Origin of the sequence: Mammaliicoccus sp. P-M59, assembly GCF_022386135.1 — a bacterium.
Classification (GTDB): Bacteria; Bacillota; Bacilli; order Staphylococcales; family Staphylococcaceae; genus Mammaliicoccus; species Mammaliicoccus sciuri_A.
This window is the reverse complement of sequence record NZ_JAJNJJ010000001.1, coordinates 924,116-949,819: the sequence shown is the minus strand read 5'-3', so window position 1 is coordinate 949,819 and position 25,704 is coordinate 924,116. Positions and strand designations below refer to the sequence as shown.

Here is a 25,704-nt window from a genome sequence, read left to right as displayed (position 1 = left end):
GGAGGAAATTAATTATGGCTAAGAGAATATTAGAAGTAAATAACTTACATGTTTCCTTCGACATTGACGCGGGGGAAGTACAAGCAGTAAGAGGTGTAGACTTTTATTTAGATAAAGGGGAAACACTTGCAATAGTTGGTGAATCAGGTTCAGGTAAATCTGTTACGACTAAAGCATTAACACGTTTATTGCCTAGAAAAGTAGGTAGAATTAAAGACGGTTCTATCTTATTTGATGGGAAAGATATTGCAAAATTAAGCGAAAAAGAAATGCAGAAAATTCGTGGTAAAGAGATCGGTATGATATTCCAAGATCCTATGACTTCACTCAATCCAACAATGAAAATTGGTAAGCAAGTCATGGAACCACTTATTAAGCATCAAAAATTATCTAAACAAGATGCGAAAAAGCGCGCATTAGATATTTTAAATTTAGTAGGTTTACCGAAAGCAAAAGAAAGGTTTAATAACTATCCTCACCAATTCTCAGGTGGTCAAAGACAAAGGATTGTTATTGCGACAGCATTAGCTTGTGACCCTAAAATCTTAATTGCGGATGAACCTACAACAGCATTAGACGTAACGATTCAAGCACAAATCTTAGAATTGATGAAAGAATTACAACATAAAATAGATACTTCTATTATCTTTATTACACATGACTTAGGTGTGGTAGCAAACGTGGCAGATAGAGTAGCAGTTATGTATGGTGGACAAATAGTAGAAACAGGTTCTGTTGATGAAATTTTCTATAATCCTAAACATCCATACACATGGGGCTTACTATCATCAATGCCAAGTTTAGAAACATCTCATGAAACAGAGCTTTTGGCTATACCTGGTACACCACCAGATTTAATCAAGCCACCTGTTGGAGATGCTTTTGCTAGACGTAGTGAATATGCCTTAGATATTGACTTTAAGGAAGAGCCACCTTGGTTCCAAATTTCACCTACACACTTTGTGAAGTCATGGTTGTTAGATGAAAGAGCACCTAAAGTAGAATTACCAGAAGCTGTTAAATTAAAACAAAAAGCAACACCAGATCAATTTGACAAGCCAAAACGTGTAGAAAGGGTGACGTTCTAATGGCTGATAAAAAAGAAGTACTGATTGATGTTCAAAATTTAAAGCAATATTTCAACGTAGGTAAGAAAAATGAGGTAAAAGCGGTAGATGACATCTCATTTCAAATATTTAAAGGTGAAACATTAGGTTTAGTTGGTGAGTCTGGTTGTGGTAAATCCACAACAGGACGCACACTTATTAAACTATATGATGCAACTGACGGGAAAGTCATCTTTGATAACGTTGATATACAAAATATCAAAAAGCGTAAAGACTTATTACGATTTAATCGTCGTATGCAAATGATTTTCCAAGATCCATATGCATCGTTAAATCCACGTCTTAAAGTTATGGATATTATTGCTGAAGGTTTAGATGTTCACAAACTCGTTTCAAGTAAAGAAGAAAGAAAAAAACGTGTTTACGAATTACTTGAAACAGTTGGTTTAAATAAAGAGCATGCGAATAGATATCCACATGAGTTCTCTGGTGGACAAAGACAAAGGTTAGGAATTGCGCGTGCACTAGCTGTTGAACCAGAATTCATTATTGCAGATGAACCTATCTCTGCACTTGACGTTTCGATTCAAGCACAAGTTGTTAACTTAATGCAAAAGCTACAAGATGAAAAAGGCATTACGTTCTTATTCATCGCGCATGATTTATCAATGGTTAAATATATTTCAGATAGAATCGGTGTAATGTACTTTGGTAAATTGGTTGAACTTGGACCATCTGACCAAATTTATAAGCATCCTCAACATGAATATACTAAATCATTGTTATCAGCGATTCCATTACCAGATCCTGATTCTGAACGAACAAGAACAAGATCTTCATATAATCCAGATATACATAAATATGAAGACGACGACAAACTAGAATTAAGAGAAGTAGGTCCGGATCACTTTGTATATTGTTCTGAAAAAGAATTTGCTGAGAAGAAGGCCAACTATAATAAAGACTTTGATTTAACAGAAGCATAAATTATAGTTTTTTAATCTAGGTTTATCGTATTTTAACAATTGTTTGAAAATTGTGTGAATTTTTGTTGTTATTCATGCATTTTTAAAATATAATTATAATAACTCTTCTGGTTACACAGGAGAAAGAAAACAAGGGGGAAAAGCTATATGAGGAAGAAGATTTCGGTTTTATTGTCAATACTCGTTGCAGCTGTTTTAACGTTAGCAGCATGTAGTGGTGGCGGTTCTAAAAGTGACGAAGGTGGTAAAGGCGGCGTTAAGAGCGAAAAATCTGAAAACGTCTTAAACTTATCTTCATCATCAGATATTCCAACTATGGATTCATCTTTAGCAACAGACCAAGTATCATTCTTTACGTTTAACCAAACTTTAGAAGGATTATATGTTTTAGATAAAGATGATAATCCTGCACCAGGTGTTGCAAAAGCAGATCCTGAAAAATCTGCAGACGGTAAAACTTGGACTATCAAATTAAGAGACAATGCAAAATGGTCAAATGGTGATCCAGTAACAGCACATGACTTCGTTTATGCTTGGCAAAGAACTGTTGATCCAGACACAGCTGCAGAATATGCATACATGTTTGAAAACATCGAAAACGCTAAAGACATCACTGCAGGTAAGAAAAAACCTGAAGAATTAGGTGTTAAAGCAATCGATGATCATACTTTAGAAGTTAAATTAATTAAAGACGTTCCTTGGATGCAAAGTCTATTTGCTTTCGGTTCATTCATGCCTCAAAATGAAAAATTCGTTGAGAAGCAAGGTAAGAAATTCGGGACTACTGCAGATGCTACATTATCAAACGGTCCATTTATCATGAAAGAATGGAAAACTGAAGATAACTGGAAGCTTGTACCAAACAAAGAATATTGGGATAAAGACAAAGTTAAACTTAAAGAAGTTAACTATAAAGTTGTAAAAGAAGTACAAACAGCTATTAACATGTACCAAACTGGTAAATTAGATACTGTTGGATTAGATGCTTCAAACGTTACAAAATACAAAGATAGAGAAGACTTCTCTACTCAATTAAACTCATCTAATTTCTTCTTTAGAATTAACAAAACTAAAAACAAAGATTTAGAAAATGAAGATTTAAGAAAAGCATTCGCAAAATCTATTGATAAAGAACAATATGTTAAATCATTATTAAATAATGGTTCTGTTCCTTCAGATAAATTAATGGTTAAAGATTTCGTTAAAGATGAAGACGGTAAAGACTACATCGATGGCGTTAAATCTCCATTAAATTATGACAAAGAGGAAGCTAAGAAATTATTAGAAAAAGCTAAAAAAGCAACTGGTAAAGATAAATTCAACATCGAGTTATTAACTTATGATGCTGATGAATCTAAAAAAGCAGCTGAGTTCGTTAAAGAGCAAGTTGAGAAAAACTTACCAGGTGTAACTTTAAAAATCAAACAACAACCTTTCAAACAAAAATTAGCATTAGAATCTAAAGGCGATTATGACATTTCATTTGCTGGTTGGGGTCCTGACTATCCAGACTCAACTACATTTTTAGATTTATTTAAGAAAAATAGTCCACATAACCAAACAGGATATTCAAATGATGAGTACGATAAAGCATTAGAAGAAGCTAATTCTGATGAAATGTTAAAAGATGAAAATAGTGAAAAACGCACTAAATTATTACAAGATGCTGAAACTAAATTCTTAGACTCAGCTTCAATTGGGCCACTTTACCAACAAGGTGTTGCACGTTTACGTCAACCTTACGTTAAAAACTGGCAACCACATAAATTCGGTGGAGACTACTCACTTAAAGAAGTAGAAATCGCTGGAGCTAAATAAAAGTGAATGAAAGCAATCAATGGAAACATTGATTGCTTTTCTTTATATATTCATGATGTTTGACAAAACAATGAGGAGGCGCTTTAAAAATGAAAAAGTATAAAGTCACATTTATGATACTAGTCTCATTGATGCTTATTATGTCAGCGTGTAGTAATGATAAAGATGAAAAAGGTAGTAATATTAAACAATCTAAATCTAAAAATGAGCTTAATTTATCATCAGGTGATGATATACCTACTATGGATCCATCATTAGCAGCTGACCAAGTTTCATTTACAACTTTTGCTCAAACGCTAGAAGGCTTATATGTATTAGATAAGAATGATAAACCTATACCAGGTGTTGCAAAAGATAAACCTAAAAAGTCTAGCGATGGGAAAACATGGACAATTGAATTAAGAGATAACGCAAAATGGTCTAACGGAGATCCAGTAACTGCACATGACTTCGTATATGCATGGCAAAGATCAGTGGACCCAGATACAGCTGCAGAATTTGCATATATGTTTGAAAATATAGAGAATGCAAAAGACATTACGCAAGGTGACAAAAAGCCTGAAGAATTAGGTGTTAAAGCGATTGATGATCACACGCTTCAAATTAAACTCATTAAAGATGTGCCTTGGATGGAAAGTTTATTAGCATTCGGGTCATATATGCCTCAAAATGAAAAGTTTGTTAAAAAGCAAGGTGACAAATTTGGAACAACAGCTAAGACCACATTATCTAATGGACCATATAAATTAACAGAGTGGAAACCAGAAGATAAATGGAAGCTTGAAAAGAACGATGAATATTGGGATAAAGATAAAGTCAAAGTTCAAGACGTGAACGTTAAAGTAGTTAAAAATACGCAAACAGCCATTAATATGTATCAAACAGGTAAGTTAGACATGGTTGGTTTAGATGCACAAAACATTAAAAAATATAAAGACAGAGAAGATTTTTCTACTGAAGCAACATCAGGAAGTTACTTCTTCAGAATTAATAAAGAGAAAAATGAGAACTTAAAAAATGAAGATTTAAGAAAAGCAATTGCGAAATCAATCGATAAGAAATCATATGTGAATTCGTTGTTGAACAATGGTTCTAAACCATTAGATACATTAATGATTAAAGACTTTGTGAAAGATAGCGATGATAAAGATTATACAGAAGGTGTGAAATCGTCACTGAGCTATAATAAAAAAGAAGCAAAAGAACATCTAGAACAAGCGAAAAAAGACTTAGGTAAAGATAAATTTACAATTGAATTGCTAACGTATGATGAAGATGAATCTAAAAAAGCAGGAGAATTTGTTAAAGAACAAGTAGAGAAAAATTTACCTGGTGTAACATTAAAAATTAAACAACAACCATTTAAACAAAAACTCGCACTTGAGTCTAAAAAAGACTTTGATATTTCATTTGCAGGTTGGTTCCCAGATTATCCAGATCCAACAACATTCTTAGATTTATTTACATCAGATTCTCCGCATAACCAAACAGGATATGCTAACAAAGCGTATGATAAAGCGTTAGAAGAAGCCAATTCAGATGAAATGTTGAAACCAGAAAATAGCGATAAACGTATTAAAGCATTACAAGATGCAGAATCAGAATTTTTAGATTCAGCATCCATATCTCCATTATTCCAAACAGGGTCTGCACGATTGAGACAACCATATATTAAAAATTGGCAAAACCATAAATACGGTGGAGATTACACATTAAAAGGTGTCGAAATAGAAGGCGCTAAATAAATTAATTTAATAGGGATATAAAAACCATTTGTGTATGGATTTTATATCCCTATTTATTTTGTAAATTTTTAACACTTTATTGATACTGAAATAGACTTTATATATAATTAAACTAAATAAAGTCAGAAAATTCACGCTTTTAAAAGCTAATTGGAGGGAACTATGAATCAACTTAATTCTTTTCTTGTATTTAATTTAAAATCGATATTGAAAGATAGGATTACTTTAGTTTGGACGCTAATTTTTCCGATTCTAATGATTATCATTAATTTTTCAGTTTATCAAAATAGTGTCAAGACTATTGAAGATAAGGAAATATTATTAGTTCAATTTTGGTCATTTATGACAATCCTGATATTACTTAATGGCATTGCAGTTGAAATTGCAAATATTAGAGAAGTTGGCGCACTGAAAAGTTATGTTATGTTGGCAGGGTCCAAGTATCCATTTATATTGGCAATATTAGTATCTCAAATCTTAATTTTATCTATAAGCATAAGTGTTATATCCATTCTATTTATGGCTTTATTTAAACTCTTTAGTTTGAAAATTTTATTATATGCCTTTATTTATATACTTTTAATCATTCCTATATCATTTATATTCTTAGTAGTAACGTCATTGCCTTTTAAAGCAAGTTCTATCGCTACTATTTCAACGATACTTTCAATTGCATTATTTTACATTGTCAATATGCAACTCTTTGGATTGGAATGGATTAATCCGTTACATTTCCTTTATAAATTAGGGGAATTGATTGTTCTTGGTTTTAATCATTTTAGCATGATGATTCCTATAATCTACGTACTTTATGTCGTAATTGGTTTATATGCACTTTTAAAATTAGATATTAATTCTAAAATTATTAGATAAGGATGAGTTACATGTACTATGTAAAAAATTTAAAATATACATACAAAAATAGTGATAAAGCTGTACTTTCAAATATTTCGTTTGATCTAAAACGAGACAGATTAAATGTATTAATAGGTATGAATGGAGCTGGTAAAACAACTTTATTCGATTGTATAACGAATCATTTAAAAGCAGAATGCGATGAAATCAATATGCCGAAATTGAATGATATTTCATTTCTTACACAATATAATTATTACGCACCAAATAATACTGGAGAAGACCTTATAAAGTTATTTTTAGGCATTATTCCTAAGGATGAAAAAAAGAAGTTCAAAGCTCATTTTTATAATAGTTTATCTAACATCGAAAAAGAGAAATATGACCATTTATTAAAAATGAAAATAGGGAAGATGTCTTTTGGAGAAACTAAATGGCTTTTAACAGTGATTTTTTCAAATTTGGATAGAAAGCTGTTCTTATTTGACGAACCAACGAGTGGTGTTGATCCAGTATCTAGGAAAATGATAATGGAAAAATTACAGTCATTAATACATAAAGGTAAAATTTGTCTATTAGCCACTCATCAATTACAAGATTTAGCTCATTTAAATCCACATATCATATTTATAGATCATGGAGAAATCGTATATGAAGGAAACTATGATAAATGGTTAGAATTAAATCATACTCAAAATCCAGATGTGGATTTTGAAAATACTATAGGTATAAATAAATACTAGTTTTCCTCTTAATTTTAATTTGTAAAATATTATTGCTGTCAACTTGATAACTTATGTTGCGACATAAACAAATTAACATTATAATTGAAGAAAGTTCAGAAATGACTGAATTTTCAAAAATTGAATAAGGGGAAATGTTTATGAAAAACAAACATGCAAGGTGGAGTTTTTTAGTTTTTCTGTCGATAATTTTACTTTTATCGGCATGTAGTGGTGGAAACGGAAAGGATAAAAGTGACGGTTCTGCAGGGGATGGCAAAAAGTTACGATTAATTTCTATTTCGGATATTCCATCAATGGATTCATCTTTAGCAACAGATGCTGTGTCTTTCGATGCTTTAAATAATACGATGGAAGGGTTGTATAAGTTAGATAAAAATGACAAAGCAATTCCGGGTATTGCAAAGGGTGATCCTAAAAAGTCTAAAGACGGTTTGACTTGGACGATTGAATTAAGAGATGCAAAGTGGTCGAATGGAGATGAAGTTACTGCGCATGATTTCGTATATGCTTGGCGTAAATTAGTTGATCCAAAGACTGCTTCTGAATATGCATTTATTATGTTTGATATTGAAAATGCTGAAGATATTAACAAAGGTGACAAGAAACCTGAAGAATTAGGTGTTAAAGCGATTGATGATAAGACATTAGAAATTAAACTTAATCGTGAATTACCTTATTACCAAGAATTATTGTCATTTGGTTCATTTTTACCGCAAAATGAAAAATTCGTAAAAGAAAAAGGCGATAAATACGGTACAACTGCTGAAGATACACTATACAATGGACCATTTACGTTATCTGACTGGAAGACAGAAGATAATTATACTTTAACTAAGAACAAAGAATATTGGGATAAAGGTAATGTGAAATTAGACAGTGTGAATTTTAAAGTTGTTAAAGAGCCTCAAACAGCTCTAAACATGTATAATGCAGGGGATGTAGATGAAGCACTTATCCCAGCAGAAAATGTTAAGAAATATGAAAAAGATAAAGCTTATAATACAGAACTTGAATCAAGAGTTTACTTTATGAGAATGAATCAAAAAGATGTACCTGAATTCAAAAATAAAGATTTAAGAATGGCAATCGCGCAATCAATTGATAGAGAGCAATATGTTAAGAGTAATTTAAACAATGGTTCTAAAGCAGCAAACTCATTAGTACCTACAGAATTTGTAAAGGATACTAAAGGAGAAGACTATACTAAAGGTGTTAAAACAGATAATAAATTCAATAAAGCAGAAGCTAAGAAACATTTAGAAGCTGCTAAGAAAGAACTTGGTAAAGATGAATTTACTTTTGAATTATTAACATATGACCAAGACAACGCTAAAAAAGATGCTGAATACTTTAAAGAGCAAATTGAGCAAAACTTACCAGGCGTGACAATTAAAGTTAAACAACAGCCTTACAAGCAAAAATTAAAACTAGAAGCGAACATGGATTATCAAATTTCATTCGGTAGATGGGGTCCTGATTACCCAGATGCTATGACATTCTTAGAATTATTTACAAGCGATAATGTGATGAATGAAACTGGTTGGAAAAACAAAGAATATGATAGCAAAATTAACGATGCGGGAGATAAATTGTTAGATAAAGAACAAGAACGTGTTGAAGCTATGCAAGATGCTGAATCATTATTGTTAGATGAAGCAGTTATTGTGCCTATTTATCAACAAGGTAATGCAAGATTAACGCAAAGTTATGTGAAAGATATTGAAAGACATAAGTTTGGTGGAGATACAGATTTAAAACATGCTTATGTTCAAAAGTAACAAATCGGTAGTTTAACTAAATATAAACTTAGGGGATGAGTTACATGTCGAAAATATTTAAAGTTTTAACAATGATGTTGGCAGCTGTACTCGTATTGAGTGCATGTTCATCGGGTGGCGGAAGTAAAGGCAAGAGTGACGAAACATTAGATTTACAAATCAATGGTGATATACCCACGATGGATTCAGCTATGGCAACAGATGGTTTATCATTTGATATGTTCTTCCAAACAATGGAAGGTCTCTACACATTAGATAAAGATGATAAAGCAATACCAGCAGTAGCAAAAGGTGATCCAAAAATTACGAACGATGGTAAGAAGTGGACGATTAAATTAAGAGATGATGCAAAATGGTCAAATGGCGATCCAGTAACGGCACATGATTTTGTCTTTGCTTGGAGAAAAGTTGTAGACCCAGATACTGCATCTGAATATGCATATATCTTATACGATATTAAAAATGCAGAAGAAATTAATTCAGGTGACAAAAAGCCTGAAGAACTTGGTGTTAAAGCCGTAGATGATCACACATTAGAATTTGAACTAACGAAATCATTACCATACTATAAAGAATTATTGTCATTCGGTACATTTATGCCACAAAATGAAAAATTCGTTAAAAAACAAGGTGACAAGTATGGTACAACAGTCAAAACAACTTTATATAATGGACCATTCAAAATGACTGAATGGAAAACAGATGATAAAGTAACGCTAGAAAAAAATGATGATTACTGGGATAAAGATAAAGTTAAATTAAACAAAGTAAACTACAAAGTCGTTAAAGAAGCTTCAACAGCTGTAAATTTATATGAAACGAATAAACTAGATATTGTAGATTTACCAGCAGAACAAGTTAAGAAATATAAAGATGATAAAGCATTTAATACAGAATTAGATACTGTAACGTATTACTTCAAATTAAATGAAGATACAGTACCTGAATTCAAGAATGAAGACTTTAGATTAGCATTTGCTAAAGCAATTGATAAAGAAGCATACGTAAAAAACAACTTGAATAACGGTTCTATTCCAACAGACAACTTTGTACCGAAAGATTTTGTTAAAGATAGTAAAGGTAAAGAATATCAAGATGGCGTGAAAAATACGAATCAATATAATGTTAAAGAAGCAAAAGAACATTATGAAAAAGCTAAAAAAGCATTAGGTAAAGATAAATTTACAATTGAGCTGATGACTTATGATAAAGACACAGCTAAACGAGATGCTGAATACTTTAAAGAACAATTAGAGAAAAATTTAGATGGTGTTACAATTAAAATTAAACAACAACCATTTAAACAAAAACTTGATCTCGTATCAAAAGGTGAATATGAAATGTCACTAGAAAACTGGATTCCAGATTATCCAGATCCAATGACATTCTTAGAACTTTATGTAACAGACGGTTCTCATAATAATACTGGCTGGTCTAATAAAGAATATGACAGTATTATTAAAGCAGCAGACTCATCATTAGCAAGCGATCCTGATAAGAGACTTTCAGAATTACAAAGAGCTGAAGGTATGTTATTAAATGAAGCGGGTATTGTACCACTTTATCAAGTCGGTGTAGCACAACTTCAAAAACCTAACGTTAAAAATGTAGTGAACCACCAATTCGGAGGCGTTTCTACATTAAAAGAAGCTTATATTGAAAAATAGACATTAAAGAAGCAGTAGAAATTCACTTAGATGTGAGATTCTACTGCTTTTTATAATTATTTTCTTTTTCTACCTAATCCTATAGCGTTTTCCATCTTTTTCAATGTTTTATTGGCTACGAAACTTGCTTTATCTCTACCTTTATCAAGTATTTCATCTAATACTTCTTTGTTTTCATAATAATAATTGAATTTTTCTTGGAATTCTACAAGGAATTTCTTAACTTCTTCAGCTAAGTCTCCTTTGAAATCGCCATATCCTTTATCAGCATATTGTGCTTCTAATTCTTCAATTGATTGACCTGATAGGCTAGAGTATATAACAAGTAAATTACTGATTCCTGGTTTGTTTTCTTTATCATATTTAACGATGCCATCAGAATCTGTAACAGCACTTTTAATTTTCTTAGCTGCAACGTTTGGCTCGTCTAATAATGAGATGAAGTTCTTTTGATTATCATCACTCTTACTCATTTTCTTAGATGGATCTTGTAAGCTCATAATTCTAGCACCAAACTTTGGCATGTGAATTTCTGGCTTAATTAAAACATCATTATATTTCGTATTAAAACGATCAACGACATTACGTGTTAATTCAATATGTTGTTTTTGGTCATCGCCGACAGGTACGATATTTGTATTATAAAGTACAATATCTGCTGCCATTAATGGTGGATAAGTTAATAGACCTGCTGGAATACCTTGAGATTGTTTTTGTGCTTTATCTTTATATTGCGTCATTCTTTCAAGTTCACCAATTGAACTGATTGTTGTTAAAATCCAACCTGCTTGAATATGTGCTGGTACTTCTGATTGGATGAATAGCGTTACTTTTTCTGGATCTAATCCAGATGCTAAGTAAATCGCAGCTAATTTACGTGTGTTCTCTCTTAATTTAAGTCTATCTTGAGGTACTGTAATTGCATGCTGATCTACAATGCAAAAAAAGCAGTCATAGTCGTGTTGAATTTCATTAAATTGTTTTAGTGCACCAATGTAGTTACCTAAAGTAGGGATACCACTTGGTTGGATACCTGAAAATAAAGTTTCCATTAACCTTGCCTCTTTTCTACAAAATTTCTTTATATCATTATAACAGTATTTTATTCATTTGTAAGTTGTGTTATTCTTGTAATTAGATAAATATGTCGTCATAAACATATTCATCTATAATTTATGTGCTTTTTAATGAATTATTAGCAGTTTCTCATTTAATTTTAATCTTTGAGTTATATAATATATTTATAGCAATTAGATAAAGATTAAACCAAGTGAGCAATATATGTTTAACCTAGTAAGATATAGGGTATATATAATTAAGTGTATTTTATCTTATAAGTTCACTGACGTTTAACATAAATAATATTCAATTAGGAGAGTGAGATGTATGGTAACATTATTTACTTCACCAAGTTGCACATCTTGCCGTAAAGCGAAAGCATGGTTACAAGAACATGACATTCCGTATACGGAGCGTAATATTTTTTCAGAACACTTAACATTAGATGAAATTAAATCAATCTTAAAGATGACAGAAGATGGAACAGACGAAATTATTTCAACTCGTTCTAAAACATATCAAAAATTAAATGTAGATATCGATGCATTACCTCTACAAGAATTATATACAATTATACAAGACAACCCAGGTTTATTACGTCGACCTATTATTTTAGATGATAAACGTTTACAAGTTGGTTATAACGAAGATGAAATTCGTCGTTTCTTACCAAGAAAAGTGCGTACATTCCAATTAATGGAAGCACAACGTATGGTTGACTAATTTAGTCTAATATTAACATTATAGCTCCTGTTTACAGGGGCTATTTTTGTATATAAAATTAAATGTGAATAGTTCGAACAAATTACTGTTAAAATGTACTTGTTTATAATACAATGAATGTACTATTCCTAGAGTAAGGGAGTGTGACATTATGAGAATAGAACGAATTGATGAAACAACGGTAAAATTATTTATAACTTATCAAGATATCGAAGCAAGAGGTTTCAAACGTGAAGATTTATGGACAAATCGTAAACGTGGCGAAGAATTTTTCTGGTCTATGATGGATGAAATCAATGATGAGGAAGAATTTGTCGTTGAAGGACCATTGTGGATCCAAGTGCATGCATTTGAAAAGGGTGTTGAAGTAACCGTTTCTAAATCTAAAGGTGACGAACTGTTAAATATGACTGACGAAGAATCTAATGAACAATTAGAGTATCAAGTCAATGATTTCTTATCTCAAGCACTCGATTCTGATCAGAATATCGGAGATCTCTTGAATGAAGAGAAAGAAGCTGAAAAACACTTTGTTCCTAAAGACATTGGCTTACTTGTAAGATTCGAAGAGTTAGAAGATATTATTGAATATGCACATTATAATGAACATAAAGATATTGTATTTACAGACTTATTATACATGTTAGATAACAAATATTATTATTATGTACAATTTGATCAAATAGATAATGAAGACATTATTAATGACTTCTACGGACAATTACTTGAATATGCTAATCCAACTCAAGTGTCTAAATTATATCTAGATGATTATGCGAAAGTTGTCATGAGTTATAATGTTATGGGTCAAGTGAGAAGATATTTTGAACCTAAAAATTAAATAAGTAATTTTAGCACCTCTTTACGTTTTATATAGTAAAGAGGTGTTTTTTTATGTTAATGGGACTTAATCAACATAATCAGTTAATATATGCACAACACGCTAAGGCAAATGAAATTTATAGGTGTCCGGATTGTTTATCTGAACTAGTTATCAAGAAAGGGAAATATACTGTTGCGCACTTTGCTCATAAAGTAGATAGTTATTGTTTGAGAAATAGTTATAAGAAAGAATCTCTTGATCACATATCATCTAAACATCATATTTATGCATGCTTAAATGGGAAAGTTAACATAGATATGGAATATTATATTTCAGAGATAGAACAAATTCCTGACATACTGATTAATAACAATATCGTTGTCGAATTTCAATATTCACCTATTAGCTTTGATTTATTAATGGATAGAAGTGAAGGATTTCGAGTAATGAATATGAAAGTAATTTGGATTGGTAAAGAAATTAAATATCAGAATGGTATATTAACCCTCAGTTATTTCGAAGCAGCACTCATTAATCATAGAGAAAGAACACTTATAACTTATAATCCTGAAGAGCGACTGTTAATAAGATATGAATGTTTACAATCAATTGATAAACATAGATTTATCGGTTATAGACGGGAAATTCAATGGGAACATTTATTAGAAGATTACCCGTTAAAGCAAATACCGAATTTAGCGTTAACGGATAGAGCTTATCAAGAATATTTAACTAAATGTAGGAAACAGAAGAATGTATTAGAACCGACGCTATCGTTATTATATAATGCACGCTTAATACATAAGAATAGACAACCGATTATTGGCATTATTGTACCTGAACAAATATATTTTTTAACACATTGTATAACATGGCAATCATACTTATTTTTAGAAATGAAAAATAAGACATTTACTTTTGAAAAATTTTATCAGTTCATAGAATTTAGATCATTTTATGATTGTCATTACTCTAAGAAAGAAATCCTTTTAAACGCCTTTTACTCATATATTTCAATTGTAAAACGAAAGGCTATTTCACGTGCAAAATGGACTAATTAATGAGAAAATTATAAATATGAAATATTAAGGAGGCTATTAAGATGGCGAAGTTAATTACAAGGGAAGAACAACAAGAACAATATACATGGGACTTAACAACTATCTTTTCTTCTGACGAAGCATATGAAGAAGCTTTTAAAGAGTTAGAAGGCTATTTAGGTAAAGAAGAACAATTCAAAGGTCACTTGAAAGATAGTGCAGAAACATTGTATAAAGCGTTATTACTTGATAGTGAAATTGATGAGAAACTAGGTAAAGTTTATGTTTATGCTCATTTGAAACATGATCAAGACACAGCAAATGATAAATACGCTGGATATGAAGCGAAGGCAGCAACACTTGCTAATAAATTTGCGAGTGCATGGAGCTTTATTTTACCTGAATTAATGTCTATTGATGAAGCAACATTAAATGAATTTGTTGAATCTAATGATGATTTAAAAAGATATCAATTTGATATTGAAAAACTTAATAAGAAAAGACCTCATATATTAAGCGATAAAGAGGAAAAGATTTTAGCTGAAGCAGGGGAAGCATTACAAACACCTAGCAATGTATTTGGTATGTTCAATAATGCTGACTTAACATTTAAACCAGCAGTTGATAAAGATGGTAATGAACACGAACTGACACAAGGTACATATACTAAATTGTTAGAATCTGAAGACCGCGTGTTAAGAAAATCTGCTTATGATAATGTATATGAAGCATATGGTAGTCATAACAATACATTAACTGCGACGTTAAGTGGGAAAGTAAAGACTGCTATATTTAGTTCAAAAGTTCGCAAGTACAACTCAGCTCGTGAACAAGCATTATCAAATAACTTTATTCCAGAAGAAGTATACGATAACTTAATTGCGACTGTACATAAGCATTTACCATTGTTACATCGTTATACAGCTTTAAGAAAAGAATTACTCGGTTTAGATGAAATGCATATGTATGATATGTATACACCTCTTGTTAAAAACTCTTCATTTGAAATGCCATATGAAGAAGCTAAAGACTGGATGGTTAAAGCGTTACAACCTATGGGTCAAACGTACACAGATGTAGTTGAAGAAGGTTTAAATAATAGATGGGTAGACGTTTATGAGAATAAAGGTAAACGCTCTGGTGGTTATTCTTCAGGCGCTCACTTAACAAATCCATTTATTTTACTTAACTGGACAGACTCTATTTCTGATTTATTTACGTTAATTCATGAATTTGGACATTCTGCACATAGTTATTTCAGTAGAAAACATCAACAATCAAATGAAAGTGATTATTCAATCTTTGTAGCAGAAGTTGCTTCAACAACTAACGAAGCGTTATTAAGTGAATATATGGATAAGAACTTAGAAGATCCTGAAAAGCGTAAATATTTATTAAACCAAGAGTTAGAAAGATTTAGAGCAACATTATTTAGACAGACAATGTTCGCTGAATTTGAATATCTTATTCATAAAATTGTAGAAGATGGTGAACCATTAACTGCAGATCGTTTAAACTCTGAGTATGCAGAACTTAATAAAAAATATTTCGGAGATGCTGTTGTGACAGATGAGAACATTGCCAAAGAATGGTCACGTATTCCTCATTTCTATTATAATTTCTATGTTTATCAATATGCTACAGGTTATAGTGCGGCACAAGCATTAAGCAAACAAATATTAGAAGAAGGCGAACCAGCTGTTGAGAGATATATTAATGAATTCTTAAAAGCAGGTAGCTCAGATTATCCGATCGAAGTATTGAAAAAAGCTGGTGTAGATATGACATCTAAACAACCAATAGAAGAGGCAATGGAAGTATTTGAACAGAAACTAAATGCCTTTGAAAAGCTTGTAAAAGAGAAATAAATGTATGTAGACGTTTCCAATATGACAACTGTGTGACAAATTAAAAAAAACCGATGTTTTTTGTTGAATTTAGTGTACAGACCATGTTATATTACATACATGAAATTAATCACATAACAAACATACCCCTTTGTTTGAAGTGAAAAATTTCTCCCATCCCCTTTGTTTAAGCACCGTGTAATCAGACACGGTGTTTTTTATTTATTTGTTTGTTCATTCATAGTTAACATCCCAAAAGTTATCTATTAAAATGGTAAGTATAAGTTATAAGAACGTATATTTAACCATAAAGTATGAAACTTAATGTTCATGCTAAAAATTGAGTAGGGCATAAATGTCCAAATTAAAACAGCAGCTATTCATCTTAATGATGAATGACTGCTGTTTTTTTATTTTATGCATTTTATCTAAAGCATAAAAAATAACATCTCATTTCTAACTGAATGAACAAATGAAATGAGATGTTATTTAATTTAAGTTAGGATACAGATCCTATACTTTCTATTATTTATTTTTCTTGAATTTCCAAAAATCTCCGTGTACAGAATCTTGTTGTTCTATATAATTTTGGAGTTGTAATTTTTTTAATTCGCGTTTGACGATTTTCTCTGGCCATTCATATATTGTCGCAATTTCTTGTTCAGAAATAATGGATTGCGACTGTATATAGTCGAGTAATTTTGGAGGAAGTTGTTTCTCAACTTCAGTTCCAATAAGTTCTTGAATGATATACGTATAAATATGATATGGGTATAAACCTTCTACTTTAAGTCCTTCAGAATGTACATCTTCATTAAAGAACACAAGTGATGGTGTCATATTGATATCCATTTCACGTGCAATGTGCAAATCTGTTTGTAAACTTTCAGTCAATGACTGTTCTTTTAAGTCTTTAATAAATACAGATAAATCAATTCCAGATTTGTACGCACATTTTCTAATTAACTCAGTTGTAATGATTTTTTCATGAGGTATAATTTCATTCTGAATTAAGTTTAGAAATCTGCTTGCTCTATTATGTCCTTGTAATTCTGCTGCTTTAAATGCTAAAGCTACATTATCAAATTCACATGTGCTTTGAGCCTGACATTTAGTCAAAACTTTTAGAGATGGGTTCAAAATCTGACGAATTTTAACATATTTTTGATATTCAATTTTTAACTTTGCTAATGTAGCTGATAGATTAAAACAATCTTCGCAAAATGGATCGAAAAATGAATAAATTTCGATTTTGCTTACAGGTGTTAAATCTATATTATTTTGTTCATTAGCATGGATTAGTCTTAATTCTTCGGCCATATTATCCACCTTCAACTATATTAAGCGTTAACCATGTGGTTTGCAGTTAGCTTGAGTCTTTCATATAAATATTCTTGTATATCTTTATTTAATCGAGATTGGGTAAGTGCTTCAAGCATATTCTCTAGCCAAGCATCTCTTTCTTTATTCGTAATTCTGAAAGGTAAATGACGTTGTCGTAACATCGGATGACCATGTTCTTCTGTATATAATGCTGGACCACCCAAAAACTGAGTTAAAAACTGTTTCTGTTTACGACTCGTTTCTGCAAAGTCACCAGGGAAAAGATGATTAATACGATTATCGCGTTCTACGAGATAATAAAAGTGATCAATCATGTCGTACAAATCTTGGGGGTCGATTACTTCATATGGGGTCATAATTTCACCTTTTCTTGCTTATTTCATTATTGATAATATTAATATAACATGTTCTTAAATTTTTGAAAGTATTTCGACTTGTAACGAAAGTAAATTCATGTTCTTTTGCGATCTGCATTGAAAAAGCGTACCACTTTATTATTTGGAATATTTCTTTCTATATTCATGTCATTCAAAATTTTATTAAAAGCTATTTCGCCTTTAGCATAGTCTTTAACTTCGAATTCTAATTCGTAATCTTCAATACCTAAATAAATACTATGATCTAATACTAAAAGTCCTGTGCCTATATCTTTTTCTAATCTATAAGTCGTTAAATCACCAAGTTGTCGCAGATCATTCAATGGAATATTGAACTTATTTAATATTTCAGTAATGATTTCTGGAAGATATTGTTTGTCTAATCGTTCACCTTGTTTAGGAACTTCCTCAACTATTTCGTTATATTCTAGAAGACCAACTTCTTGTGGGACTTTTAATGTCATTTCATAATTTTGATTCTTTTCACGTATTCGTAGTGCCATTTTTTGTGACATAATATCATGATTATTTGTATCTATATAGTAATTTGTTTGTTTAAAAGGCTCACTTTGTTTAAAATAATATTGTTTGATTGATTCATAGTCTTCAAGTGTGAGCATATTCTTGAATTCAATTTCGAGTTCTTGTCCCATTTTGATATACACTTCCTTTTACACTATTATTATAGAAGATTTACGGATAAACAAGTAATTATACAAAATTGACTTGATGATATGAATGTTTAAATTAAAATGTGTTAAAATAGATTGGAATAAGGAGGAACAACAATGCGTATTTATGTAAATGAAATTAAAATAAATGATAATCAAATCAAATGTTATACAGACCAACCAACTGAGGGATTAGAACCAGCAGAGCATATGATTGTAGATAGCGATAATCATGCATTTGTATATATGCTTGATAGCGGTGAACAATACCATTATTTATTATTTGTAGAGGAAACATGGTCAATGATTCATGAACACTTCGACAAAGAGGTCATCGTCAACGATCATTTAGTATTAACTTCATTTAAAGAAGAAATGGAATTTTTATTAGATAACATCGCAGATAATCACAACTATGGTAAAGCGTTTGTAGCTTCGGTAGAGGAAGCATTTGAATTAAACAAAGCGGAGTGATGGTTATGAATCAATGGGAAGAATTTTTGGCACCATATAAACAAGCAATTGACGAATTAAAGATTAAATTGAAGGGGTTACGTAAACAATATGAATCTTCAGATAAACCTTCGCCAATTGAGTTTGTTACAGGTCGTGTTAAACCTATCTCAAGTATTATAGATAAAGCAAATCAACGTAATATTCCTTTTGATCGATTAAGAGAGGAAATGTATGATATTGCAGGTTTAAGAATGATGTGTCAGTTTGTTGATGATATAGATATCGTTGTAGAACTATTAAGACAACGTCAAGATTTTGAAGTTGTAGAAGAACGAAATTATATCGAATATACAAAAGAAAGTGGATATCGCTCGTATCATGTCATTATTAGTTATCCAATTGAAACGTTACATGGTCAAACAAATATTTTGGCAGAAATTCAAATTAGAACATTAGCGATGAATTTCTGGGCGACGATTGAACACACTTTAAGATATAAGTACGATGGTGATTATCCTCCTGAAATAAGAAATAGACTAGAGAGAGCAGCTGAGGCAGCATTTTTATTAGATGAAGAAATGTCTGAAATACGCGAAGAAATTCAAGAAGCACAGAAATATTATTCCAGACAGAAAAGTAATAAACATAAACACGATTAGGGGTGAATGCTTTGAAGTATAATATATTATCAAAAGGTGATTCAAAATCGAATGCTTTAATGTATAAGATGAAAAATCATATGAATGACTTTAATATGGTTGAAGACAAAGAATCACCCGATATCGTAATTTCTGTTGGTGGAGATGGTACTTTATTACAAGCATTTCACCAATATAGTCATATGTTAGGTGATGTCAGTTTCGTAGGTGTACATACTGGGCATTTAGGTTTCTATGCTGATTGGTTGCCACATGAAGTTGAAAAACTCATTATTGAAATTAACAATTCAACTTATCAAGTTATAGAATATCCATTATTAGAAGTGATTATTCGTTATAAAAAAGGCGGATATGAAACAAGATATCTAGCTTTAAATGAAGCGACAATTAAAACAGATAATGGCGCAACACTAGTCGTAGATTTAGTATTAAGAGGCGAGCAGTTTGAAAGATTTAGAGGAGATGGTTTATGCGTATCAACACCATCTGGCTCAACAGCTTATAATAAAGCTTTAGGTGGGGCACTTATACATCCATCACTAGAAGCTATGCAAATAGCTGAAATAGCTTCTATTAATAACCGTGTCTTTAGAACAGTCGGTTCTCCGCTTGTATTGCCTAAACATCACGTTTGTCATATACATCCTGTAAATAACGATACATTACAAGTTACGATTGATCATGTAAATGTTAAACATAAAAATATTGAATCGATTCAATATAGAGTAGCAAATGAAAAAGTCCGCTTTGCGAGATTTAGACCATTTCCTTTCTGGAAAAGAGTACATGATTCATTTATTTCAAATGAGGATTAAATATGAAAGTATTACAATATCAAGCAACTTCTTCAATGACTTTGAAGACATTCTTATATGATAAAGGCATTTCTAAAAAGAGTTTAAGCGCCATTAAGCAGAATGGCGCTTTATTAGTGAACAAAAAACACGCTACCGTTAGAAAAGAAATTCATGAAGGTGATGAAATTGATGTCCATTTACCTAATGAATTGCCTAGTCATAATCTAGAACCATTTACGTTTGATTTAAATATTTTATTTGAAGATGAATGGTTTATTATTGTTTCTAAACCTGCCATGATGAATACTGCGCCTTCTAGAGAACATCCACATTATAGTTTAGTTGAAGCGGTATTAAGCCATATGATAATGAATGGTGAACGCACGATTCCACATATTGTGACACGTTTAGATCGCGGTACAAGTGGTATAGTTATATTTGCGAAGCATCAATTATTACATCATATGGTTTCAAATACGACAATTAGTAAATACTATGTTGCACTTGTACATGGCGTTGTTGAGCCGAAACAAGGTGTTATTAAAGCGCCGATTGCACGTGCTAAACATTCTATTATAGAAAGAGAAGTTTCTGAAGAAGGTAAGTTTGCACATACAGAATATGAATATTTAGATGGTGATTCTGAAAATAGCATGCTTAAATTACAGTTGTTTACAGGTAGAACACATCAAATAAGAGTGCATCTCGCACATATTGGATATCCAATTATAGGGGATAGTTTATATGGATTTGAAGATGGTCAATATGAGCATCAATTACTGCAGTGCTATCATATAGAATTTGAACATCCCATTACTTTAAAACAATTGCATATTGTTGATGAAATGCACTATAACCTAAGCGGTGTAGGTATGATATAATAAATTGTATTTTTATGAGGAGGTGGCAAAGTTGGTTAATGAAAATAATGAAAATTACATCGAAGACGAAGCTTTTGATAAAGAAAAGTTAGACGAACTATTAGCAAATGATGAAATAGACCAATTTAGAGAAGAATTTTTAAATATGCATACATATGATCAAGGTGAATACTTTGAAATATGTGATAATGAGCTCAAACAAAAAATATATCAATTCCTTTCTCCGTTAGAAGTAGCTGACTTCTTTGAAACGACTGAGTTAGATGATGAAGAATACGAAGAAATTTTTCAAAATATGAATGCTAATTATGCAAGTCAAATGTTAAGTGACATGTCATACGATAACGCAGTCGATATTTTGAATGTATTATCTAAAAGTAAAATAGCCACTTTACTCACACTCATGAATCGTGAAGATGCTAGAGAAATTAAAGCATTACTTCACTATGAAGAAGACACTGCCGGTGGTATTATGACCACTGAGTTTATTTCAGTATATTCAACAATGTCTGTTAAAGAAGCGATGTTCTATGTTAAAGAACAAGCACCTGAAGCGGAAACAATATACGTTATTTTCGTTGTTGACGAAAATAAAAAGTTAGCAGGTGTTATCTCATTAAGAGACTTAATCGTTGCTGAAAATGATGCATATATTGAAGAAATTATGAGTGAACGTGTTATCAGTTCTAATGTAGCTGATGACCAAGAAGACGTAGCACAAACAATGCGTGATTATGACTTGATTGCGTTACCTGTAATAGACTATCAAGATCATTTACTTGGTATCATTACAATCGATGATATCTTGGACGTTATGGATGAAGAAGCAAGTGAAGACTACTCTAAATTAGCCGGTGTATCTGACATCGACTCTACAAATGATTCAGTCTTCCAAACAGCTATGAAACGTTTACCTTGGTTATTAATATTAACGGTTTTAGGTATGATTACAGCATCCATATTAGGACAATTTGAAGATACACTTTCACAAGTTGCACTTCTTGCAGCGTTTATACCTATCATTAGTGGTATGAGTGGTAACTCAGGTACACAATCTCTTGCCGTATCTGTACGTAATATTTCAACAGGTGAAATAAATGAACAAAGCAAATTTAAGCTCGCACTTCGTGAATCTGGTTCAGGATTACTGACTGGTTTCTTCTGTGCAATAAGTTTATTTATTATAATTGTTTTATTATATCGCGAACCTGTATTGGCACTCATCGTTTCAGTTAGTTTAACAATCGCGATGACTGTTGGTACATTAATGGGTGCAATTATACCGATGTTTATGAATAAAATGAATATTGACCCTGCAGTTGCAAGTGGACCATTCATTACGACAATAAACGACATTGTCAGTATGTTGATCTACTTTGGTTTAGCAACAGCATTTATGTCTTATCTAATATAAGGAGAATAATATGGAGCATTCTAGTTTTACATCTCTCGTTATTGTTGTTATTGCTGCATTTTTAACACCTATACTTGTAAATAGGTTGAAAATTTCTTTCTTACCTGTTGTCGTTGCTGAAATCATAATGGGGATAATCATAGGTGACTCTTTATTTGGATTAGTAAAAGAAGATGCATGGTTATCTATCTTGTCGACGTTAGGTTTTATATTTTTAATGTTCTTAAGTGGTTTAGAAATTGATTTTAACGCGTTTAAGACGAAACAAACTTCTGATGAACAAGAAGGAAATAATATTCCAAGTAATTTATATTTAACGGCTGTCGTATTTTCATTAATTATGGTTTTATCTATTTTATTAGCCTTTATATTCAAATGGACTGGTTTAATAGACGACGTATTATTGATGGTTATCATCATTTCGACAATTAGTTTAGGTGTAGTTGTACCAACAATAAAAGAAATGAATATTATGCATACAAGCATCGGACAATTTATCTTGTTAGTTGCAGTTGTAGCAGATTTAGCAACAATGTTACTGTTAACAGTTTACGGAACAATTAATGCTAAAGGTGATTCACCGTTATGGCTTATAGGTATTCTAATCGTCTTTAGTTTTATCTTTTATATTATGGGTGGTTTATTTAAAAAATCACCATTCTTAAAAAAATTAACTTCAGGTACTACTCAAATAGGTATTCGTGCTGTATTTGCACTTATTATTCTACTTGTTGGTTTAGCTGAAGGTGTGGGTGCTGAAAATATATTAGGTGCCTTCTTAGCAGGTGTTATCGTATCGTTATTAGGACCTGACCAAGATATGGTAGAGAAATTGGACTCATTTGGATATGGTTTCTTTATTCCGATATTCTTCATTATGGTAGGTGTGAATTTAAACATACCATCACTAGTGCAAGAGCCAGGTTTATTAATTATCATACCTTTACTATTTATTGCCTTTTTAATTTCTAAGTTAATTCCAGTAGCATTTATAGGTAAATGGTATGACCGTAAAACGACAATATCTTCTGCATTCCTATTAACGTCAACATTGTCACTTGTAATCGCAGCAGCAAAAATCGCTGAACAACTTGGTACAATCAGTTCAGAAATATCTGGCATACTTATTCTAAGTGCGGTTATCACATGTGTCTTTGTACCGATTGTATTTAAGAAGATGTTCCCAATGCCTGAAGAAACTAAGAGAATTGTAAAAGTGAGCTTTATTGGTAAGAACCAATTATCGATTCCAGTTGCTCAAAGTATTCATTCTCACATTTATCAAACTTCTATGTTCTTTAGAAAAGATCTTTCAGATAATAGAAAGTTAGATGAAAGCATTAAAACATATGAGCTGGATGATTATATTGAAGAGGAACTTGTAGAATTAGGTTTATTTGATTCAGATATCATTGTATGTTCTGCAAACGATGATCATATCAATAAACAAGTGGCTTTAATGGCACATGATCATGGCGTTAAAAGAATTATTTGTAAGCAAGAAAATGGTAGTGAAGATGAAGCATTTGAAGGTAAGAACATTGAATTCTTTAGTAGTTTCTTAAGTAATAAAATCTTACTTAAAGGATTAATTGAATCTCCAAACATGCTGAACTTATTAAGTAACGTGGAAACATCTCTATATGAAATAGAGATGAAGAACCATAGCTACCATAATGTTCTGTTAAGATCATTCCCATTTGCTGGGGATGTAATCTTCGTACGTATTATTAGAGGAAAAGATTCAATCGTACCTCATGGTGATACTGAATTACAATATGGAGATAAGTTGATTGTGACAGGATCTAAAGAATATGTTTCACAATTAAAACAAGATATGGAATTTATTTAATAAACTTTGTAAAAATGAGGTTGTATAATAGACCTCATTTTTACTTTTTATTCAATATAAAATAAAAGTATAATGCTTGTCAGGTGGTCTGACCAGTGTTATTATAACGAGTGAATGTTTAGTATAATATACATATTAAAGGAGTATAGTGAATGTTTAATTTAGAAGGTAAAACATATGTAATCATGGGTATTGCGAACAAAAGAAGTATTGGCTTTGGTGTAGCTAAAGTGTTAGACGAACTAGGTGCTAACTTAGTATTCACATACAGAAAAGAACGTAGTAAAGATCAACTTGTTAAATTATTTGAAGAATTAAAAAATCAAAAAGGACAACACATCTATGAGTGTGATGTTCAAAAAGACGATCATGTTGTAAATGCTTTTGAACAAATTGGAGAAAAATTTGGTCATATTGATGGTGTTTACCATTCAATCGCTTTTGCTAACATGGAAGACTTAAGAGGAAGATTTACGGATACATCTCGTGAAGGATTCTTATTAGCACAAGACATTAGTTCTTATTCATTAACAATCGTTGCAAGAGAAGCTAAAAAGTTAATGCCAGAAGGTGGAAGCATCGTTGCAACTACTTATTTAGGCGGAGAATTTGCAGTTCCTAACTATAATGTAATGGGTGTAGCTAAAGCAAGCTTAGAAGCAAACGTTAAATATTTAGCACGTGACTTAGGCGAAGATAACATTCGAGTAAATGCAATCTCTGCAGGTCCAATCCGTACATTAAGTGCAAAAGGTGTAGGTGGATTCAATGCGATCCTTAAAGAAATCGAAGAACGTTCACCATTAAAACGTAATGTAGATATTATAGAAGTAGGTAAAACAGCAGCTTATCTATTAAGTGACTACTCAAGCGGTGTAACAGGTGAGAATATTCACGTAGACTCAGGTTACCACGTTGTAAGATAATATAGAGAACCAACAAAATCTATGATTTTGTTGGTTTTTTTGTATATGTAGTAACAAAAAGATGGGGAAGTGTAAATAAGAGCGGCCATAGTAACAAAAGTCGGCGGAAGTGTAACTAAGGATGCCCAAAATAATATCTTCCACACCAAACAAAAAACTGAAACCGCATTGGT

General features: G+C 31.5%; 23 protein-coding genes. 19 read left to right on the top strand and 4 right to left on the bottom strand.

Annotated features, from left to right (window positions below):
* The first annotated feature begins 14 nt into the window (after window positions 1-14).
* The 8 genes from LQ617_RS04570 (at window position 15) to LQ617_RS04535 (ending at window position 10,662) form a co-directional block, all read left to right on the top strand.
* Complete coding sequence (locus LQ617_RS04570; protein ID WP_037588873.1) at window positions 15-1,088, top strand: ABC transporter ATP-binding protein; 1,074 nt, start codon at window positions 15-17, stop codon at window positions 1,086-1,088.
* Complete coding sequence (locus LQ617_RS04565) at window positions 1,088-2,053, top strand: ABC transporter ATP-binding protein (RefSeq protein ID WP_048541993.1); 966 nt, start codon at window positions 1,088-1,090, stop codon at window positions 2,051-2,053. Before LQ617_RS04570 ends, LQ617_RS04565 begins: the two co-directional genes overlap by 1 nt.
* A gap of 147 nt (window positions 2,054-2,200) precedes the next feature.
* Window positions 2,201-3,871, top strand: coding sequence for a peptide ABC transporter substrate-binding protein (locus tag LQ617_RS04560; protein WP_126477194.1), 1,671 nt, complete (start codon window positions 2,201-2,203; stop codon window positions 3,869-3,871).
* Between the two features lie 89 nt (window positions 3,872-3,960).
* Window positions 3,961-5,616 (top strand): peptide ABC transporter substrate-binding protein, encoded by a 1,656-nt coding sequence (locus tag LQ617_RS04555; protein ID WP_239739702.1) that lies wholly within the window; start codon window positions 3,961-3,963, stop codon window positions 5,614-5,616.
* Between the two features lie 162 nt (window positions 5,617-5,778).
* Entirely contained in the window at window positions 5,779-6,489 is a 711-nt protein-coding gene (locus LQ617_RS04550) for a hypothetical protein (RefSeq protein ID WP_037588877.1), read from the top strand.
* A gap of 11 nt (window positions 6,490-6,500) precedes the next feature.
* Complete coding sequence (locus LQ617_RS04545; RefSeq protein WP_239739700.1) at window positions 6,501-7,214, top strand: ATP-binding cassette domain-containing protein; 714 nt, start codon at window positions 6,501-6,503, stop codon at window positions 7,212-7,214.
* A 140-nt stretch (window positions 7,215-7,354) separates the two neighbouring features.
* Window positions 7,355-8,995, top strand: a complete 1,641-nt coding sequence (locus LQ617_RS04540) for a peptide ABC transporter substrate-binding protein (protein WP_025905676.1) — start codon at window positions 7,355-7,357, stop codon at window positions 8,993-8,995.
* 44 nt (window positions 8,996-9,039) lie between these two features.
* The gene (locus LQ617_RS04535; protein WP_025905675.1) at window positions 9,040-10,662 is read left to right on the top strand and encodes a peptide ABC transporter substrate-binding protein; all 1,623 of its coding nucleotides are present in this window, start codon (window positions 9,040-9,042) and stop codon (window positions 10,660-10,662) included.
* A gap of 56 nt (window positions 10,663-10,718) precedes the next feature.
* On the opposite strand, the gene trpS is transcribed toward LQ617_RS04535, so the two are convergent.
* Window positions 10,719-11,714 (bottom strand): tryptophan--tRNA ligase, encoded by a 996-nt coding sequence (gene trpS / locus LQ617_RS04530; protein ID WP_037588881.1) that lies wholly within the window; start codon window positions 11,712-11,714, stop codon window positions 10,719-10,721.
* 334 nt (window positions 11,715-12,048) lie between these two features.
* On the opposite strand from trpS, the gene spxA reads away from it, so the two are divergent.
* The 4 genes from spxA (at window position 12,049) to pepF (ending at window position 16,175) form a co-directional block, all read left to right on the top strand.
* Window positions 12,049-12,444, top strand: a complete 396-nt coding sequence (gene spxA, locus LQ617_RS04525; RefSeq protein ID WP_025905673.1) for a transcriptional regulator SpxA — start codon at window positions 12,049-12,051, stop codon at window positions 12,442-12,444.
* A gap of 151 nt (window positions 12,445-12,595) precedes the next feature.
* Window positions 12,596-13,285 (top strand): adaptor protein MecA, encoded by a 690-nt coding sequence (gene mecA, locus LQ617_RS04520; RefSeq protein ID WP_204252807.1) that lies wholly within the window; start codon window positions 12,596-12,598, stop codon window positions 13,283-13,285.
* A 53-nt stretch (window positions 13,286-13,338) separates the two neighbouring features.
* Window positions 13,339-14,328 (top strand): competence protein CoiA, encoded by a 990-nt coding sequence (locus LQ617_RS04515; protein ID WP_239739698.1) that lies wholly within the window; start codon window positions 13,339-13,341, stop codon window positions 14,326-14,328.
* 41 nt (window positions 14,329-14,369) lie between these two features.
* Window positions 14,370-16,175, top strand: coding sequence for an oligoendopeptidase F (pepF, locus tag LQ617_RS04510; RefSeq protein ID WP_107565922.1), 1,806 nt, complete (start codon window positions 14,370-14,372; stop codon window positions 16,173-16,175).
* A 504-nt stretch (window positions 16,176-16,679) separates the two neighbouring features.
* Here pepF and LQ617_RS04505 read toward each other — a convergent pair.
* From LQ617_RS04505 to LQ617_RS04495, 3 genes are all read right to left on the bottom strand, one after another.
* Window positions 16,680-17,474: a DsbA family protein gene (locus LQ617_RS04505; protein ID WP_103361597.1), complete on the bottom strand. Its 795-nt coding sequence runs from the start codon at window positions 17,472-17,474 to the stop codon at window positions 16,680-16,682.
* Window positions 17,475-17,494: 20 nt separating this feature from the next.
* Window positions 17,495-17,854, bottom strand: coding sequence for a globin domain-containing protein (locus LQ617_RS04500; protein WP_049319860.1), 360 nt, complete (start codon window positions 17,852-17,854; stop codon window positions 17,495-17,497).
* 95 nt (window positions 17,855-17,949) lie between these two features.
* Window positions 17,950-18,528 carry a CYTH domain-containing protein gene (locus LQ617_RS04495; RefSeq protein ID WP_239739697.1) on the bottom strand — a complete coding sequence of 193 codons (579 nt, stop codon included), beginning with the start codon at window positions 18,526-18,528 and terminating at the stop codon, window positions 17,950-17,952.
* 135 nt (window positions 18,529-18,663) lie between these two features.
* On the opposite strand from LQ617_RS04495, the gene LQ617_RS04490 reads away from it, so the two are divergent.
* The 7 genes from LQ617_RS04490 (at window position 18,664) to fabI (ending at window position 25,531) form a co-directional block, all read left to right on the top strand.
* On the top strand, window positions 18,664-19,020 hold the full coding sequence (locus LQ617_RS04490) for a UPF0738 family protein (protein WP_025905666.1): 357 nt from the start codon (window positions 18,664-18,666) through the stop codon (window positions 19,018-19,020).
* Window positions 19,021-19,025: 5 nt separating this feature from the next.
* Complete coding sequence (gene yjbM, locus LQ617_RS04485) at window positions 19,026-19,661, top strand: GTP diphosphokinase (protein ID WP_037588886.1); 636 nt, start codon at window positions 19,026-19,028, stop codon at window positions 19,659-19,661.
* An 11-nt stretch (window positions 19,662-19,672) separates the two neighbouring features.
* The gene (locus LQ617_RS04480; RefSeq protein ID WP_025905664.1) at window positions 19,673-20,476 is read left to right on the top strand and encodes an NAD kinase; all 804 of its coding nucleotides are present in this window, start codon (window positions 19,673-19,675) and stop codon (window positions 20,474-20,476) included.
* Window positions 20,477-20,478: 2 nt separating this feature from the next.
* On the top strand, window positions 20,479-21,339 hold the full coding sequence (locus LQ617_RS04475) for an RluA family pseudouridine synthase (RefSeq protein ID WP_239739695.1): 861 nt from the start codon (window positions 20,479-20,481) through the stop codon (window positions 21,337-21,339).
* Window positions 21,340-21,370: 31 nt separating this feature from the next.
* Window positions 21,371-22,753 (top strand): magnesium transporter, encoded by a 1,383-nt coding sequence (mgtE, locus tag LQ617_RS04470; protein WP_025905662.1) that lies wholly within the window; start codon window positions 21,371-21,373, stop codon window positions 22,751-22,753.
* A 10-nt stretch (window positions 22,754-22,763) separates the two neighbouring features.
* Window positions 22,764-24,605 (top strand): cation:proton antiporter family protein, encoded by a 1,842-nt coding sequence (locus LQ617_RS04465; protein WP_037588887.1) that lies wholly within the window; start codon window positions 22,764-22,766, stop codon window positions 24,603-24,605.
* Window positions 24,606-24,757: 152 nt separating this feature from the next.
* Entirely contained in the window at window positions 24,758-25,531 is a 774-nt protein-coding gene (gene fabI / locus LQ617_RS04460) for an enoyl-ACP reductase FabI (protein ID WP_037588888.1), read from the top strand.
* Window positions 25,532-25,704 lie beyond the last annotated feature (173 nt).

Excerpts from the sequence above, each read along its gene's own strand:
- pepF (WP_107565922.1), top strand. The coding sequence starts at position 14,370 with ATGGCGAAGTTAATTACAAGGGAAGAACAACAAGAACAATATACATGG.
- LQ617_RS04465 (WP_037588887.1), top strand. The coding sequence starts at position 22,764 with ATGGAGCATTCTAGTTTTACATCTCTCGTTATTGTTGTTATTGCTGCA.
- LQ617_RS04500 (WP_049319860.1), bottom strand. The coding sequence starts at position 17,854 with ATGACCCCATATGAAGTAATCGACCCCCAAGATTTGTACGACATGATT.
- LQ617_RS04550 (WP_037588877.1), top strand. The coding sequence starts at position 5,779 with ATGAATCAACTTAATTCTTTTCTTGTATTTAATTTAAAATCGATATTG.
- LQ617_RS04475 (WP_239739695.1), top strand. The coding sequence starts at position 20,479 with ATGAAAGTATTACAATATCAAGCAACTTCTTCAATGACTTTGAAGACA.
- LQ617_RS04545 (WP_239739700.1), top strand. The coding sequence starts at position 6,501 with ATGTACTATGTAAAAAATTTAAAATATACATACAAAAATAGTGATAAA.
- LQ617_RS04495 (WP_239739697.1), bottom strand. The coding sequence starts at position 18,528 with ATGGGACAAGAACTCGAAATTGAATTCAAGAATATGCTCACACTTGAA.
- LQ617_RS04505 (WP_103361597.1), bottom strand. The coding sequence starts at position 17,474 with ATGGCCGAAGAATTAAGACTAATCCATGCTAATGAACAAAATAATATA.
- LQ617_RS04535 (WP_025905675.1), top strand. The coding sequence starts at position 9,040 with ATGTCGAAAATATTTAAAGTTTTAACAATGATGTTGGCAGCTGTACTC.
- LQ617_RS04570 (WP_037588873.1), top strand. The coding sequence starts at position 15 with ATGGCTAAGAGAATATTAGAAGTAAATAACTTACATGTTTCCTTCGAC.
- yjbM (WP_037588886.1), top strand. The coding sequence starts at position 19,026 with ATGAATCAATGGGAAGAATTTTTGGCACCATATAAACAAGCAATTGAC.
- LQ617_RS04490 (WP_025905666.1), top strand. The coding sequence starts at position 18,664 with ATGCGTATTTATGTAAATGAAATTAAAATAAATGATAATCAAATCAAA.
- mecA (WP_204252807.1), top strand. The coding sequence starts at position 12,596 with ATGAGAATAGAACGAATTGATGAAACAACGGTAAAATTATTTATAACT.
- LQ617_RS04555 (WP_239739702.1), top strand. The coding sequence starts at position 3,961 with ATGAAAAAGTATAAAGTCACATTTATGATACTAGTCTCATTGATGCTT.
- trpS (WP_037588881.1), bottom strand. The coding sequence starts at position 11,714 with ATGGAAACTTTATTTTCAGGTATCCAACCAAGTGGTATCCCTACTTTA.
- spxA (WP_025905673.1), top strand. The coding sequence starts at position 12,049 with ATGGTAACATTATTTACTTCACCAAGTTGCACATCTTGCCGTAAAGCG.
- LQ617_RS04540 (WP_025905676.1), top strand. The coding sequence starts at position 7,355 with ATGAAAAACAAACATGCAAGGTGGAGTTTTTTAGTTTTTCTGTCGATA.
- fabI (WP_037588888.1), top strand. The coding sequence starts at position 24,758 with ATGTTTAATTTAGAAGGTAAAACATATGTAATCATGGGTATTGCGAAC.
- LQ617_RS04560 (WP_126477194.1), top strand. The coding sequence starts at position 2,201 with ATGAGGAAGAAGATTTCGGTTTTATTGTCAATACTCGTTGCAGCTGTT.
- LQ617_RS04515 (WP_239739698.1), top strand. The coding sequence starts at position 13,339 with ATGTTAATGGGACTTAATCAACATAATCAGTTAATATATGCACAACAC.
- LQ617_RS04565 (WP_048541993.1), top strand. The coding sequence starts at position 1,088 with ATGGCTGATAAAAAAGAAGTACTGATTGATGTTCAAAATTTAAAGCAA.